General features: G+C 40.4%; 17 protein-coding genes. All 17 read left to right on the top strand.

Features of this window, described 5'->3' with window-relative positions:
• Positions 1-11: 11 nt before the first annotated feature.
• The 17 genes from der (at position 12) to MJX77_RS02705 (ending at position 15,825) form a co-directional block, all read left to right on the top strand.
• Positions 12-1,421 carry a ribosome biogenesis GTPase Der gene (gene der, locus MJX77_RS02785; protein ID WP_004794708.1) on the top strand — a complete coding sequence of 470 codons (1,410 nt, stop codon included), beginning with the start codon at positions 12-14 and terminating at the stop codon, positions 1,419-1,421.
• A gap of 197 nt (positions 1,422-1,618) precedes the next feature.
• Positions 1,619-2,233, top strand: a complete 615-nt coding sequence (locus MJX77_RS02780; protein WP_252060510.1) for a beta-ketoacyl synthase chain length factor — start codon at positions 1,619-1,621, stop codon at positions 2,231-2,233.
• Positions 2,218-3,021 (top strand): lysophospholipid acyltransferase family protein, encoded by an 804-nt coding sequence (locus tag MJX77_RS02775; protein WP_107880720.1) that lies wholly within the window; start codon positions 2,218-2,220, stop codon positions 3,019-3,021. Before MJX77_RS02780 ends, MJX77_RS02775 begins: the two co-directional genes overlap by 16 nt.
• A gap of 1 nt (position 3,022) precedes the next feature.
• Entirely contained in the window at positions 3,023-3,283 is a 261-nt protein-coding gene (locus MJX77_RS02770; protein WP_252060509.1) for a phosphopantetheine-binding protein, read from the top strand.
• Positions 3,284-3,288: 5 nt separating this feature from the next.
• Entirely contained in the window at positions 3,289-3,543 is a 255-nt protein-coding gene (locus MJX77_RS02765) for an acyl carrier protein (protein ID WP_080649511.1), read from the top strand.
• The gene (locus MJX77_RS02760; protein WP_252060508.1) at positions 3,540-4,094 is read left to right on the top strand and encodes a COG4648 family protein; all 555 of its coding nucleotides are present in this window, start codon (positions 3,540-3,542) and stop codon (positions 4,092-4,094) included. The genes MJX77_RS02765 and MJX77_RS02760 overlap by 4 nt, the downstream gene beginning before the upstream one ends.
• Before the next feature lie 9 nt (positions 4,095-4,103).
• The gene (locus MJX77_RS02755) at positions 4,104-5,762 is read left to right on the top strand and encodes an ApeI family dehydratase (protein WP_252060507.1); all 1,659 of its coding nucleotides are present in this window, start codon (positions 4,104-4,106) and stop codon (positions 5,760-5,762) included.
• Positions 5,763-5,764: 2 nt separating this feature from the next.
• A complete protein-coding gene (locus MJX77_RS02750) occupies positions 5,765-6,505 on the top strand; it encodes a glycosyltransferase family 2 protein (protein ID WP_252060506.1) in 741 nt (246 codons plus the stop codon).
• Positions 6,506-6,507: 2 nt separating this feature from the next.
• On the top strand, positions 6,508-7,434 hold the full coding sequence (locus MJX77_RS02745; protein WP_252060505.1) for a lysophospholipid acyltransferase family protein: 927 nt from the start codon (positions 6,508-6,510) through the stop codon (positions 7,432-7,434).
• A 1-nt stretch (position 7,435) separates the two neighbouring features.
• Positions 7,436-8,971, top strand: coding sequence for an HAL/PAL/TAL family ammonia-lyase (locus tag MJX77_RS02740; protein WP_252060504.1), 1,536 nt, complete (start codon positions 7,436-7,438; stop codon positions 8,969-8,971).
• 9 nt (positions 8,972-8,980) lie between these two features.
• Positions 8,981-9,409: an acyl-CoA thioesterase gene (locus MJX77_RS02735; protein ID WP_252060503.1), complete on the top strand. Its 429-nt coding sequence runs from the start codon at positions 8,981-8,983 to the stop codon at positions 9,407-9,409.
• On the top strand, positions 9,409-10,038 hold the full coding sequence (locus MJX77_RS02730) for a LolA family protein (protein ID WP_174726921.1): 630 nt from the start codon (positions 9,409-9,411) through the stop codon (positions 10,036-10,038). Before MJX77_RS02735 ends, MJX77_RS02730 begins: the two co-directional genes overlap by 1 nt.
• Positions 10,013-12,328, top strand: coding sequence for an MMPL family transporter (locus tag MJX77_RS02725; protein WP_252060502.1), 2,316 nt, complete (start codon positions 10,013-10,015; stop codon positions 12,326-12,328). Before MJX77_RS02730 ends, MJX77_RS02725 begins: the two co-directional genes overlap by 26 nt.
• Before the next feature lie 29 nt (positions 12,329-12,357).
• Positions 12,358-13,653 carry an NAD(P)/FAD-dependent oxidoreductase gene (locus tag MJX77_RS02720; RefSeq protein WP_250374795.1) on the top strand — a complete coding sequence of 432 codons (1,296 nt, stop codon included), beginning with the start codon at positions 12,358-12,360 and terminating at the stop codon, positions 13,651-13,653.
• A 2-nt stretch (positions 13,654-13,655) separates the two neighbouring features.
• The gene (locus tag MJX77_RS02715; protein WP_252060501.1) at positions 13,656-14,201 is read left to right on the top strand and encodes a DUF3261 domain-containing protein; all 546 of its coding nucleotides are present in this window, start codon (positions 13,656-13,658) and stop codon (positions 14,199-14,201) included.
• Positions 14,198-15,400, top strand: a complete 1,203-nt coding sequence (locus MJX77_RS02710) for a beta-ketoacyl-[acyl-carrier-protein] synthase family protein (protein WP_252060500.1) — start codon at positions 14,198-14,200, stop codon at positions 15,398-15,400. The genes MJX77_RS02715 and MJX77_RS02710 overlap by 4 nt, the downstream gene beginning before the upstream one ends.
• Positions 15,400-15,825 (top strand): hotdog family protein, encoded by a 426-nt coding sequence (locus MJX77_RS02705; protein WP_252060499.1) that lies wholly within the window; start codon positions 15,400-15,402, stop codon positions 15,823-15,825. The genes MJX77_RS02710 and MJX77_RS02705 overlap by 1 nt, the downstream gene beginning before the upstream one ends.
• Positions 15,826-15,843 lie beyond the last annotated feature (18 nt).

The following is a 15,843-nucleotide window of genomic DNA, read 5'->3' as shown; positions in this document are numbered from 1 at the left end:
AAGGTTATTGTATGAAACCCGTTATTGCGCTCATTGGTCGTCCGAATGTCGGAAAATCAACGTTATTTAACCAGATTACCAAGAGTCGTGATGCACTTGTAGCCGACTTCGCGGGCCTGACTCGTGACCGTAAATATGGTGATGCGACTTATCAGAATAAGTCTTTCATTGTCGTTGATACTGGCGGTATTGGTGAAAATGAGGGCGGTATTGATAACTACATGGCCGAGCAGTCAAAAACAGCAATCAATGAAGCAGACATCATTATTTTTGTGGTTGATGCTCGTGCTGGTTTATTGGCTTCTGATGAACAAATTGCCCGTGAACTACGTACTTTGGGCAAGAAAATTTATCTTGTTGCGAACAAGGTAGATGGCGTTCATGCAGAAGCGGCTTTGGTTGAATTCTACAAGCTTGGTATGGGGGAACCTTTACAAGTTGCTGCCAGCCATGGTCGTGGCGTGCAGCAAATGCTTGAAGATGTTCTTGAGAATGTTCCTGAAGACGAAAGTGAAGAAGAACATGACAAAGCAACAGGTTTACGTTTAGCTATTATTGGTCGTCCAAATGTTGGTAAATCTACCTTGGTCAATCGATTACTTGGCGAAGATCGTGTAGTAGCATTTGACCAACCTGGTACAACCCGCGATTCGATTTATATTCCTTTTGAACGTGATGGTCGTCAATACACATTAATTGACACAGCTGGTGTGCGTCGTAAGGGTAAAGTAGAAGAAATGATTGAGAAATTCTCAATTGTGAAAACGCTACAAGCAATTAAAGATGCACATGTGGTTGTGGTAGTTCTCGATGCTCGTGAAGGGGTTGTTGAGCAAGATTTACATTTAATTGGTTATGCGCTTGAAGCTGGGCGTGCCATGATGATCGCCATTAATAAATGGGATAACATGACCGAATATGATCGCAAACAATGTAAATTGGATGTTGATCGTCGTTTTGACTTTATTCCATGGGCGAAAGTACACCTTATTTCGGCATTGCATGGTACGGGTGTAGGCGATATGTACCCAACTATTCACCGTGCTTATGATTCATCGCATTTAAAAGTTTCACCTGCGAAATTAACCCAAATTTTGAATGATGCTACAGATGCACATCAACCGCCAATGGTGAGTGGAAAACGTATTAAAATGCGTTACGCGCATATGGGTGGACAGAACCCACCAACGATTGTAATCCATGGTAATAAGGTTGATAAGACTCCTGCGGATTATCGTCGTTACTTAGAAAACGTGTTCCGTAAAGTATATAAACTTGAAGGTACACCAGTTCGTATTGACTTTAAAACTTCTGAAAACCCGTTTGAAGGTCGTAAGAGTCAAATTGATGAACGTACTGCTGCGCGTCGTCGTCGCTACATTCAGAAATTTAAAAAAGCAGAGAAAAAATTTAATCGTTAAGCTTTTTAACGTTCAAAAACCCAAAGTTTTCTTTGGGTTTTTTATTGCAAATAAATGAGCACGTGCCAAGAGTTATGAAAAAGTGTGAGTGATAAACGTAATTTTTTGTAAATTTTATAACGAATGCTATAATCAGCATCTTTATAAAATAATTTATATTTCGACAGAATAACGCGGCTTAGGGTTCATTTTTTAGCATGGTAACATTACATCTTGCTCAGCTTATATTTACACATGCTCAGCCCTCCTACGCAGCTCTCGACTGCATCCCCGCTATGCAGCGTAGACGGTTATCGCCTTTAGCTAAACTTGCTTTAAATAGCGCGATCGGTGCATTAGATGGTAATAAAGCCGATTATATTGTTTGGGTGTCAAAATATGGTGATGAGGCCAAAACTTTAAATATCTTAAAAGATGTTTTAAATGACCAAACTCCATCACCTACACAATTTTCAACGTCTGTTCATAATGCAATTTCTGGGCTTTATTCTATTTTATGTCAGGATGATACTCCCTCTACAAGTTTAAGCTGTTCATGGACTGAAAGTTTGATTGAGGCATATGCACTTTTAAAGTCAATGACTGATATCAAACGGGTCTTAGTCGTTGCTTATGATGAGCCATTACCTAATATTTATGCTGAGGCAGTCGATTTTTCTGCCTATGCAATGGCTGCTGTCGTTACTTTAGAGCAACCTAATTTACAAATTACTGCGTGGATGCATACAGATGAAGCAGATGCTCCTGCTTTTGCTCATTTTTGGCAGGATGCTGACCAGTTAACATCTGCATTTGGGTGGAACAAATGCTAAATCTTAAAAACCTCAAGCAAAAAAGTAATTATTGCTGGCGTGTGGCTGCTACTGGTTTTAGTTTTGCCAGTTTTGGGCTGGGTGGTATGGCAATTGCCTCAGTGATTGCACCAGTACTAAATGCGACAACCTCTGATTCTGAAGAGCGTCAGCAGCGTGCACAAAATGTGATTAAACATAGTTTTAAAGGCTTTACCGAAATGATGGTCAAACTTGGCATCATGACTTATTCGGTAGAAGGCTTGGAAAAGCTACAAAATAGTCGTCAAGAGTTGGTGATTGCCAATCATCCGACTTTGATTGATGTTGTAGTACTAATTGGTATGATGCAGCAGGCTAATTGTGTTGTGAAGCAGTCTCTTTGGTCGAACCCATTTACCAAAGGACCCGTACAAAGCGCAGGCTATATTTTAAATGCAGGTTCTCAGCAGTTTGTTGAAGACTGTGTAAAGCGTCTAAAAGAAAACAATGCGGCTTCTCTTTTAATTTTTCCGGAAGGAACGCGCACTGAAAAAGGGATGACCCTAAATGAGTTTCAGCGAGGCGCAGCCAATATTGCCATTCGCGCAAATGTACCAATTCGTCCAGTAGTTATTACCTGCACACCATCCACATTAACCAAGAATGAAAAATGGTATCACGTACCATCTCAACCATTTCATATCGAGGTCAAGGTTTTAGATGCGGTACAGGTATCAGATTTGTTAGACGATTTAACAGTAGGACCTAAACAAGTTCGTCAGTTAAGTCGTAGTTTTTATAAAATTTTTGATGAAGAGTTATCTTGAAATGAGCAATCTTGCTGATGAACTAAAGCAAATGATTATTGATGTTTTGGCACTTGAAGATATCACTAGTGCGGATATTGATACAGAAGCGCCACTATTTGGAGAAGGTTTAGGATTAGACTCGATTGATGCACTTGAGTTGGGACTAGCTTTGAAAAAGCGTTACAACATTCATTTAAATGCAGAGTCGGATGAAACCAAACAGCATTTTAAATCAATCCAGAGTTTGGCTGCTTTAGTTGAAGCACAACAGAAGTCATAAGGAGCGTGATGATGTTATCTCAAGAGCAAGTATTAACTAAACTCCGTGAATGGATGGAAGATTTGTTTGAAATTGAACCAGAGTCTGTTCAACTCGATTCGAATCTTTATTCAGATCTTGATGTCGACAGTATTGATGCGGTTGATTTAGTTGTAAAAATTAAAGAGTTAACAGGTAAGCAAGTAAAGCCTGAAGACTTTAAAAATGTGAGAACCGTACTGGATGTTGTGACGGTTATTCAGAACATGACTGCTGAATGAAGTTTATTCTTAAAGGGATAGTTGCAGCACTTTTTGTGCTGTATCCCTTTATTGTGGGTTGGAGTTTGACACACGGTCAATTCATTTGGGTAAGTCTATTACTCATCGGGTTGGGTGTTGTCAGACTTTTTGGTAAAGGTAACTCATTATTATGGCCTTTAACCGGTTTTGCTATTGTTTGTGGCAGTCTGAGCTTATTGTCACATAATCATGCGTGGTTAAAGTTATATCCAGTTGGTATGAGTTTAGGCGCATTAATTATTTTTTCGCTGACACTCATCAATCCGCCGTCTATGATTGAGCGCTTTGCCCGACTTGTTGAACCTGATTTACCTGATTCTGGGGTGCAGTGGACCAGACAGGTGACTAAAGTTTGGTGTGTTTTCTTTTTTTGTAATGCACTGATTGCGTTAAGCACTGTGCTTTTTACCTCAACTCAGGTTTGGGTCATTTATAATGGCTTTATTTCTTATGTGCTGATGGGCATTTTGTTCCTTGGTGAATTTATTTTGCGTAAGCGACATCAGCGTTTACTTTCTTCAAATCATTAATTAAAAACTATGTATTGCCATTTTCAGAAATTCATCGATTCAGCTCAGCCACTTTGTATAGACGGTGCTCTGCACTCGATCAGTTTTAATTACTTTTGGCAGGATGTGGCCTTACAAGCTGCTGCAATTGCTCAAATGGAAAATCTAACTTGGGCTTTATGGGAAGCGGATAGCTATGAATTTCTGGTTTTATTCTTTGCTGCTTTGCTAGCGAAAAAACAAGTACTTTTACCACCAAATCAAGTACGTGAACTAGAACAAGATTTTGCAGCACAACAGATTTATTTTTTAAAGCGCCAAAATTCTGAAAAAGTTGTTCCTTCATCTTTAACCTTAGACGATGCTTTTTTAGAGCAGGCGCAACTCTATTTTTATACATCAGGTTCAACTGGTGAACCTAAAAAAATTCCAAGGACACTCAAACAATTACTCAATGAAGTCCAAGGGTTGAGTCAAAGCTTTAGTTTTGATGAGCATGCAATCGCGATTGCAACGGTTAGTCATCAACATATTTATGGATTACTGTTTAAATTACTGCTACCACTTGCTACTGGTCGAAGTTTTTATGTGCCTCAAATGGCATTCCCCGAAGATGTGGTACAAGCTCAAAAACAATTAGAAACGTTGGGATTAAGCAATTATTTGATCTCAAGTCCTGCATTATTAAAACGTTGGACAACCGATGTCATTTTGCAACACTGCCAGATGGTCTTTAGTTCTGGGGGCAAGCTAGAAAGTGGTGTTCGCCCTTTCTTAAATCGTCCGATTATTGAAGTTTTGGGAAGTTCGGAAACTGGTGGTATTGCCCATCGTGCTAAAGATGAAGATGCTTGGATTGCATTTAGTAATGTGGCTATTCGGATTGAAGACCAACAGCTTATGGTCAAGAGTAATCAAGCCTTTGAGAATGATTGGATTAGCACAGGTGATGGCGCTGTATGGACAGATGCAACATGTCAGACCTTTAAGCTGATGGGACGTACAGATCGAATTGTAAAACTTGAAGAAAAGCGCTTGAGTCTAGACGCGATTGAGCAAAGTATTCAGGCTCTAGATGTCGTAAAACACTGTCATGTATTGGTACTTGAACATGAGCAACGTCAAATATTGGGCTGTATTGTTGTTCTGACAGAACAAGCTCGTGAGCAGTTACAACAGCAAGGTAAGTCCGCTTTTGTCAGCCATTTAAAACAACAATTAAAAGACAGCTTGGAAACGATCGCGATTCCTCGTCAATGGCGTTTCCTCAGTCAGCTACCACAAAATACTCAGTCCAAACTCAATAAAAACTATTTGAAAACTCTATTTAAGCCTATGTTACAACCCGTGGTGCTGTCACAGTCTCAAAATTCAGATGACTACATTTGGGAGTTGGAATTTCCACCTGAGTTAGTTTGTTTTAAAGGGCATTTCCCAACACAACCGATTTATCCTGGGGTTGGGCAAATAGGTTTTTTACAACATTTTGCTAAATCAATTTGGTCTGATTTGAGCTGGTGTCAGGGATATGAACAGTTAAAATTTCAAAACCTGATTCGTCCGTATGCTGTGGTACAACTTAAGCTTGCTCGAAAAGAGCACAAAGTGAGTTTTGAACTACGTGATTCAGAACAGATTCTGGCTTCAGGGCGACTATTATTTGCCTTGCAAACAGAAGTAGAGGATTAAAAATGCAGTCCAATTACGGCTTTGTTGTTCCGGTTTATAACCATCCACATTATTTAGCAGATTTGATTTCTTATCTGGACAGTTTTGATCTACCGATTGTGTTGGTAAATGATGGAAGTGATGATGCTTGTAGCCAAATTTTAAAAGGATTAGCAGAGCAATATTCTCAAATTCATCTTATTGAACATGATGTGAATAAGGGTAAGGGACAAGCCGTAATGACTGGTTTACGTGCAGCCTATGAGCTTGGTTTAAGCCATGCATTACAACTCGATTCAGATGGACAACACTGCTGGGATGACATTCCAAAATTTATTGAGCAGTCTCGGCAACATCCAGATGCAATGGTGATTGGTCAGCCATACTTTGATGCCTCTATTCCTAAAAAGCGCTTATATGGCCGTTACATTACCCATTTTTGGGTCTGGTTAAACAGTTTGTCTTTTGAAATTAAAGACAGTATGTGTGGGTTTCGCGTGTATCCGCTTGAGAGCACAATAAATGTTTTAAATAGTGCTAAATTTCAGCCACGTATGGGTTTTGATAGTGAAATTTTAGTGCGTTTAAAATGGGAAAATACTCCTTTTATTAATGTACCAACGCCTGTGGTTTATCCAGAGCAGGGTATTTCTCATTTTCATGCTTGGCGAGATAACTTAGGACTAAGCAAAGCGCATGCAACTTTGTTTATGGGCATGCTGATTCGCTTACCGAAGCTATTAAAACAAAAGCTGCAAGGTTAATTATGACAGATTCAGCTTCACCAAAATGGAACGACATTAAAGAGCGAGGTGGCATGTTGCCCCTTATGCTGATGTTGTGGTTTTACCGTTTTGGTGGACGTTGGTTATGCAAGTTGGTGATGTACTTTGTCATTATGTGGTACTGGTTATTTGCTGTCACAGCAAGACAGGCTTCCCTATTTTATTTACAAAAACTACATTATTTTGCTGGATCAGAGTCGCCGTTTAATCACCAACCAAATTGGACAAATAGCTATGCGCATTTCATGCAATTTGGCGAATGTATTTTAGATAAGATTGAGGGCTGGTTGGGTAATATTCCTGAGCAGGAATTACAAGTTTTTGGACATGAAAACTTCTCTCAGCATTATCAAAAAGGCGCTCTTATTGTTGTCTCTCACTTTGGCAATATTGAATTGCTTCGAGCCATTAAGTCAGAGCATCCGCAGAAAATTAATGTGCTGGTTTACCAAAAGCACGCGACAAAATTTAATGAGTTTTTAAAAAAAATAAATGATAAGGCAGATGTCTGTCTTTTATCAGTTGATGAGCTGGGTATTGAAACTGCCATGCTATTGCAAGACAAAATGCAGCAAGGTGAGTGGGTCATTGTAGCGGCAGATCGAGTGCCTGTGCAGTCAGATCGTGTACAGCATGTTGATTTTTTAGGGGAGTCAGCAGCTTTCCCACAAGGGGCTTGGATTTTAGCAAATTTACTCAAAGTGCCTGTTATTGCGGTGTTTTGTTATCGGATGCATCAGCAATTTCAAGTGCATATTCATTCAATTGCTGAGCAGGTAATTTTACCTCGTGCTCACCGTATTGAAAGTATGCAAACCATCACTAAAACATATGTTGCCGTACTAGAACAGCATTGTCTGCGTGCCCCTTATCAATGGTTTAATTTTTATAATTTTTGGACGAAATAACATGCGTGTGTTAACCGTAGGTGAACAGCCACTGAGTATTGAAGATGTCGTTTCTGTAGCCAGAGGCGAATGTCAGGTTGCTTTACCAGAAACGTCTGAGTGGCGTGAACTGATTCAAAAAGGCGCTGATTTTCTCGATCAGCTCCTTGAAGAAGAAGGGGTTATCTACGGTGTGACCACGGGTTATGGTGACTCATGTTTGGTTGACGTGCCATTACATCAGGTGAATGAACTACCGCTGCATCTTTCACGCTTTCATGGTTGTGGTTTAGGTGAAAATTTAGATGTCATCACTGCACGTGCAGTAGTTGTAACACGTTTATGTTCATTGGCTCGCGGTTATTCAGGCGTGTCGATAGCACTACTTGAGCGCTTGGTTTGGTTGCTAAATGAAAATGTAATTCCAGTTATTCCATCAGAAGGTTCAGTCGGGGCAAGTGGAGATTTAACGCCGTTGTCCTATATTGCGGGAACTTTAGTCGGTGAGCGTGATGTCTATGTTGATGGACAAATTGTTCCTGTTGCTCAAGTCTATACTGAAAAGAATATGCAGCCTTTAACGCTTAGACCTAAAGAAGGTTTAGCGCTCATGAACGGCACAGCAGTGATGACGGCAATTGCTTGTTTAAATTATAAAAAAGCAGAGCAAATTGCACTTGCAAGTACTTTAATTACTGCTCTAAATGTATTGGCATTAGAAGGTAATCCTAGTCATTTTGATGAAGTGCTGTTTGCACAAAAACCTCATTCAGGGCAGCAACGGATTGCCAAGCAATTACGTGACTGGCTGAACAGTGAAGTACAAACAGCACATCAAAGTCCACGCTTGCAAGACCGTTATTCGCTTCGTTGTGCACCACACATTATTGGCGTGTTTGAAGACTCAAAAGTATGGTTACGTCAGTTTATTGAAAATGAACTGAATTCAAGTAATGACAATCCACTGATTGATCCAGTCGGTATGCGTGTATTGCATGGCGGTCATTTTTACGGTGGACACATTGCACAGGCAATGGATAGCTTAAAAATTATGATTGCCAATATTGCTGACTTGATGGATAGACAGATTGCACAGCTAGTCGATCATAAAATGAATCATGGCTTACCACGTAATTTAACGGGTGCAACAGCAGAGCGTTTGCCGCTGAATCATGGTTTTAAAGCGGTGCAAATCGGAGTATCGGCGTGGACGGCTGAAGCCTTAAAAAACACTTTGGCAGCTTCAATTTTTTCACGTTCAACCGAATGTCATAACCAAGACAAAGTTAGCATGGGAACTATTGCTGCGCGTGATGCGAGCCGAGTAATTACCTTAACACAGCAAGTCATTGCAGCGCTGTGCTGTGCAAGTGTGCAGGCGATTCACTTGAAAGGCCTCACCACACAGTTAAGTCCAACATTGCAGGCATTTATGCAATGGACCTTACAAAGCTTTGCATTTGTCGAAGAAGACCGACCATTACAAACCGAATTACAACAGATTGTTGATCGTTTAGACCAACTTGAACTGTTTAATCAACCAGAATTTATGGGATAAGGTGAGCCAATGCATGCAGATGTAATCATTGAAATTCCATTTCATGATGTCGATACCATGAATGTGGTTTGGCATGGACACTATTTAAAATATTTTGAGATTGCTCGCTGTAAATTGCTCGATCAATTTCATTACAACTATATGCAGATGAAAGAATCAGGCTATGCATGGCCTGTGATTGAAAGCCATGTTCGCTATGCATACGGTATCGAGTTTGAACAAAAGATTCGGGTTCGGGCCATTTTAAAAGAATGGGAAAACCGTTTGAAAATTGATTATTTGATTTTTGATGCTGAGTCAGGGAAACGTTTAACCAAGGGTTATACCACACAGGTGGCGGTGAATATTGAAGCTCGTGAAATGTGTTTTCAATCGCCACAGATTTTATTTGATCGCTTGAATGCATGGTCTGAGTTTCAACCGAAGAGGAATGCGTGATGTCTCAATTCATCAAAACTTTAGGTTTAGGTGCTGCTGTTTGGATGAGCAGTTTAAGTGCGGTCTATGCAGCGCCAACACAGATCACTCAAATTTTTCAGCAATTGTCACAGTCTCCTACGGTTCGTGCTGATTTCGAACAGCAAAAAAAATTGCCATCGTTGAATAAAACTTTTGTATCGAACGGCTCTTTGTTGTTCTCAAAATCTTATGGTGTAGCGTGGCAAATCAAACGACCTGTGCAAGCAGATTTGATTGTTACCCCAACCAAATTGGTACAGAAAACTCAGCGTACATTTAGCCAAATACAAGTTGATCAATCGCCATATAGTTCGGTCGCGACTTTATTCTTACAGCTCATGTCTGGTAATGAACAGGCTTTGGCAAAGAATTTTAATGTAGTAAGTTCGAATTATAGTCCAGCGGGTTGGAGCATGAGCTTAACTCCGAAAAGTAGCTTGTTTAAAAAGTTATTTGTGCGTGTTGATGCTCAAGGGCAACAGTACGTCAACCAAATCGTGATTACCGAGAAAGCGAATAATTTAACGACCATCCGCTTTAGTCACCAGACTTCTCAACCGACGACTCTAACGGCTGCTGAGCATGCGATTTTCCAACTGGCAAAATAAGTTCACCGCGCTTTGGTTAATTGCCCTGTTACTGATTGCTGCGGGGCTGGGCGTGACGTGGCTGAATAAAGATATTCATATTCAAACTAATATTTTTGCGTTATTGCCTAAAGTTCAGCAAGACCCAGAACTTGCACGTACTCAGCAGTACATGAATGAGCAACTCAACAATAAAGTATTTGTGGTGGTAGATGCCAAAGATGAAGCTGTGATACAACAAGCGACTCATTTCTTAACAGCGCAGGCCAAGCAAAGCCAGTTGTGGCAACCACTGAAGCCACAACTTGATTTTGATCAATTTGCAAAACAGTTGTATCAACATCGCGCAGGCTTGTTGAGTGCTCAAGATCAAGCCTTATTGCAAAAAAAGGATTATGCTGCGCTGACTGAACAAAGTCTGATGCAGATGATGAGTCCAGGCATACCTGTCACTGCTGAATCACTTAAGCAAGACCCGCTATTATTGTTTCCTCGCTATGCTATGCAGTTGGCAAACCCGTCACAACAAGATATTGAAATGGAGCAGGGGTTTGCCACGATTCATCATGAGCAAGGTATCTCTCGGCTTTTTGTATTACAGTTGACGCAAAGCCCATACAATATTGATTACCAAGAACAGACCTCTACTTGGATTGAGCAAACTAAGCAAAAGTTAGCTGCAATGGGATTAAAATCTCATTGGACTGGAACTATTTTATTTTCAAATTTTGGGACGCAATCGGCTAAACAGGAAATCTCAACCATTGGTGTTGGTTCGACATTGGGCTTAATTTTTCTGGTTTGGTTCGGCTTTCGCTCATTGCGACCTTTGGCGACCGAGTTTATTGCAGTTTCGACTGGAAGCTTTGTAGCGTTTGCGGTCACACATTGGGTGTTTGGTGAAATTCACCTGATGACATTAGTGTTTGGTGCAAGTCTGATTGGTGTCTGTGTCGACTTTTCATTTTATTTTATGGCGATGCAATCGCAGCATAGAAAGCTTGGTGGTTTTCAAATTTTAAAACCGCTATTACCAAGTTTGTTTATGGGCTTAATGACCACATTAGTTGCTTACATCTTTTTGAGTTTTACTCCATTTCCAGGTTTTAAGCAGATTGCAGTCTTTTCAATTGTAGGATTAACTGCGGCATGGATCAGTAGTGTACTGCTATTACCAAGATTACCTGCACTCAATGCCCAGCCAGCAATAAAAGCACTGTCGTGGATTGGACAAGCACGGTTATGGTTTCAACAGCGTGCCAAAATTCGTTATGGCTTGATTGGAGTCATTTTAGCAGTAGGTACAGTGAGTCTTTTCTATCTTAAAAGTAATGATGATATTCGTAATTTACAAGGTATGGACGCGAGCTTAAAACAGCAAGACCAAGCGGTTCGTGAGCAATTTGGCCAGCAACAAAGTAGTGATTATTTTGTGGTGCGTGCAGCATCGGCAAATGAAATGCAGCAACAAGAGCAGCAACTGATTGGTCATTTGCAACAGTTACAGTCACAAGGGAAAATCAGTGCATTTCAAGCTTTGGGACAATGGATTCCACCATTGGCAGAGCAGCAAAATAATCTACAATTATTAAGAAATATTCCAAAAGCGACTTTGCAGCAATATGCACAAAGCATGAGCCTAAATGTCGCTGATGTTTTACAGTGGCAACAGCAACTGGCAACACAACCGTTATTAGATTTTTCTGTATTTAAAGATCACCCTTTAGCTTTTTTACAACCTCAAGCCAATGAACGATTAGTGATGGTGACAGGGGCAAAACAGCCTGAAGTGTTAAAGCAGCTTCAGAATGAGCATATACATTTCCAACAACCAATTACCGAAATGTCGCAAATGTTTGCTGAACATCGAGTGCAGGCTCAACATCTTCTGATTTATGCCTTAATTGGTCTGGCGGTTGGTTTAGCGCTTATTTATGGACTAAGTTCGATTGTGCCATTGGTTCTGCCAGTCAGTTTGGCTTTAATGAGCACTTTTGCTGTTCAGGCATGGTTAGGTGTGGAGATTAACCTATTTAGTATTATGGCAACTTTTCTGATTATTGGGATTGGTGTCGACTATGCAATTTTCTACCGACATGGACATGATCACCCTCAAGTAGTTGGAATGGCATTATTTTTATGTATGATGTCGACCTTACTTGGCTTTGGATTACTTTCATTTAGCCATACTTATGCAATTCATTGTTTTGGTTTAACGGTTTTATTCGGGGTTATTTTCTCATTTATCTATGCGACTTTGTTAACCCCCGCAGATGAAAAACATATTGTAAATTTACAAGACCATTCATAATTTGAATAAATTAAAAAGGAAGTTGTGCTATGAGCACTATAGAAAAAATTGACGTCGTGATTATTGGGGCTGGGCCATCAGGTAGTTCTGCTGCTGCACTTCTTCGAAAAAAGGGCTATACCGTTACGGTCATTGAAAAACAGCATTTCCCTCGTTTTTCGATTGGTGAGTCATTGTTACCTCAATCTATGGCATTTTTAGAAGAGGCTGGTTTATTAGAAACAGTCCGTGAACATGTTGAACAATATGCTTTTCAATTTAAAAATGGGGCAGCTTTTCTACGTGGCAAACAGCGTAGTTTTTATGACTTTACAGAAAAATTTACGGATGGTCCGGGAACAACTTGGCAAGTTCGCCGTGCAGATTTTGACAATTTGCTAGCAAAACAGGCTCAAGTTTATGGCGCAGACATACGCTTTGGACATGAAGTCTTAGATGTTGATGTTGCATCTGAACAGCCTGTACTTACAGTAATTGATGAAGAACAACAGCGTTATCAGATTCAAACTAAATTCTTGTTAGATGCAAGTGGCTTTGGTCGAATTTTGCCAAAATTATTAGATCTGGAGAGTCCATCAAACTTTCCAGTACGACGTGCGCTGTTTACCCATGTTGAAGATGGAATTACAGATGACCCAGAGTTTGATCGCAATAAAATTCTAATTACGGTGCATGAAAAAGATCACCGTGCATGGTATTGGTTAATTCCATTTGCTGATGGGCGTGCTTCTTTCGGTGTCGTTGCAGAACAAGAATTTTTTGACAAATACACGGTCGAAAATGCTGAAGATAATGAACCAGAGGCAATGTTTAAGCGTATTTTGGCTGATGAATCAAGCTTGTCACATGTCTTGCGCCATGCAAAGTTTGATACACCAGTGCGTACTTTGGTGGGCTACTCAGCGAATGTAAAACACTTGGCAGACCGCAACTATGCGCTATTAGGTAATGCGGGTGAATTTCTTGATCCGGTCTTTTCATCGGGTGTGACGATTGCTCTTAAATCTTCAAGTTTGGCGGTTCCTTTGGTTGAACGAGTTTTACAAGGTCAGCAAGTCGACTGGTTAGAAGAATATGAAAAACCATTACGCCGCGGCATTCAGGTATTTCGTGCCTATGTTGAGTCATGGTACGAAGGCGAGTTCCAAGATGTGGTGTTCTCGCAAAATCAGAATGAAGGTATTCGCCGTATGATTTCTTCATTATTGGCTGGTTATGCGTGGGATGAAAAAAATCCAATCCATAAAAGTGCCAAACGTAGACTCAACACTTTGGCAGAATATTGTCGTGAAGGCTTGGCGCAAGAACAAGTACTTGAGGGATAACCATGCAACGCAAATGGGCAACGATATTACTCAGTAGCTTTATATTTTTACATGGTTGTCAGGTCATGCCTCATGCCAAAGGGCTGCAAAGTCCACTATGGCAGGCTCAGACCTATCAAAGGCAAGATCAGGTTGAAGTTCAGTGGAAGCAGCAAAGTTTTAGCTTCTTGTTATATCAACAGCAAAAGGGTGCTGTACTGGATATGGTCGCTTTGAGCTTGACAGGCCAGCAATTATTTAAGTTACAGTTTGATGGGTATTGGGTTCATGTTGAACAGCGTATTGATCAAATGCGTTTATTGCCTTTTGAATTTGTGGTGCGTGACCTTTTGTTTGCGACATACCCTCAGTTTTCGCATTTAGGGCAGCAAGCTGTAGAGATGAAACAACAAGCAGACAAGCAGGTTGTTTATATTGAAAAGCAACCTGTGTTGCAGCTTAAACAGGGGCAAGGAAGCATTGAATTGATTAATGAACAAGTCCCTTATACCATGACGCTGAGTTCGATTGAGAACACCTTGCAGACAGAAGAAAGTTCTACGCCATGAAACATTTACCTTCAGAAAATGCAGCTCCAATGGCAGTAGGCATACAATTTAGTGTTGGTTTATCTGCATTAGGCTGCGAACTTAATCAAATTAAACAAGCATTACAACAGCCGCAGCAAATCTTAACTTTGCGTAATGATTTAATCGCTGATCGTGATGTTTGGGTGGGACAATATACGCATCCATTATGTTCGAGCGTACCTGATGCTTTACAGTCTGTAGATTCACGTAATCTACGCTTTGCCTTAACCGCATTATCTAAAATTGAAACAGAGTTAAAAGGCTATACAGCATCCTTTGAAAATAAACGTTTAGCCATTGTGGTAGGCACATCTACCTCTGGTATTGCAGATAATGAATTATTACTTAAGCAATATTTTCAAGGGCAAACAGATCTATCGATATCACACTATCCCCAAGAAATGAGCTGTTTAGGGAAAGCATTACAGCAGTACTTAGGATGGGAAGGGCCAGCATATACGATTTCAACAGCTTGTTCTTCAAGCGCTAAAGCATTAGCCGCAGGGCAGAGATTACTTCACGCAGATTTAGCCGATGTTGTGCTAGTCGGTGGCGTCGATACCTTGTGTAAGTTGACTCTAAATGGATTTAATAGTCTAGAAAGTTTATCTGAACATGTTTGCCAACCCTGCGGTCTAAACCGTGATGGTATTAATATTGGTGAAGCCGCTGCGTTTTTTGTAATAAGTAAAGAACAAGCACCTGTCATGTTAATGGGGGCGGGTGAGTCCATGGATGCATGGCACATTTCAGCCCCGCACCCTGAAGGTAAAGGTGCCGCTTTAGCTATGCAACGTGCATTAGATATGGCACATATTTCAGCTCAAGAGGTGGGTTATATCAATTTGCATGGAACAGCAACTCCACAAAATGATGCAATGGAAATTAAGGCTGTAAGACAAATTTTTGGTGATTACCCAGTGGCTTTAAGTAGTACAAAACATAAAACTGGACATTGTCTCGGTGCTGCTGGTGCCATAGAAGCTTTTATTTGTGAGCAAGTTTTAAAAGATCAAAATTGGTTGCCTTTACATCAAAGTGTTGAGGTCGACCTAGATTTGGCTGACCAAAACTATGTGCAAAATGCCGAACTAAAACAGCCCATCCGCTATGTCATGAGTAATTCTTTCGCTTTTGGGGGAAGTAATATTAGTCTTGTTTTTGGAGTGAAGCCCTGATGAAACTAGATGCAATTCAATATATTCCTCATGAGCAACCGATGGTATTTATCGACCATTTAACTGAGGTTGCAGAAGGGCGAGCGCAAGCAGAACTCACGATTACGCCAGAGCTGATGTTTTGTGAAGCAGAAGGCTTGCCGACATGGGCAAGCATTGAAATTATGGCACAAACGATTAGTGCTTATTCAGGCTGGCAAGGTCAGCAGTCAAAACAAGCGCCAAAAGTCGGTTTTTTATTGGGAACGCGTAAGTTAAATTTACCGATCCCTTATTTCGCTTTAGGTTCACGATTGATCATTCAAATAGAACAACAATATTTTCATGAAGGACTTGGGCAATTTTCCTGTGAAATTCAATATGCTGAGCACTGCATTCAGGCAACGTTAAGTGTATTTGAGCCAACAGAATCATCATTTGAATAACCACAAAGAATTAGGAAT

Origin of the sequence: Acinetobacter sp. AHP123, from assembly GCF_023757925.1 — a bacterium.
In the GTDB taxonomy this organism is placed as follows: Bacteria; Pseudomonadota; Gammaproteobacteria; order Pseudomonadales; family Moraxellaceae; genus Acinetobacter; species Acinetobacter oleivorans.
This window is presented reverse-complemented; position numbering and strand designations above follow the sequence as displayed.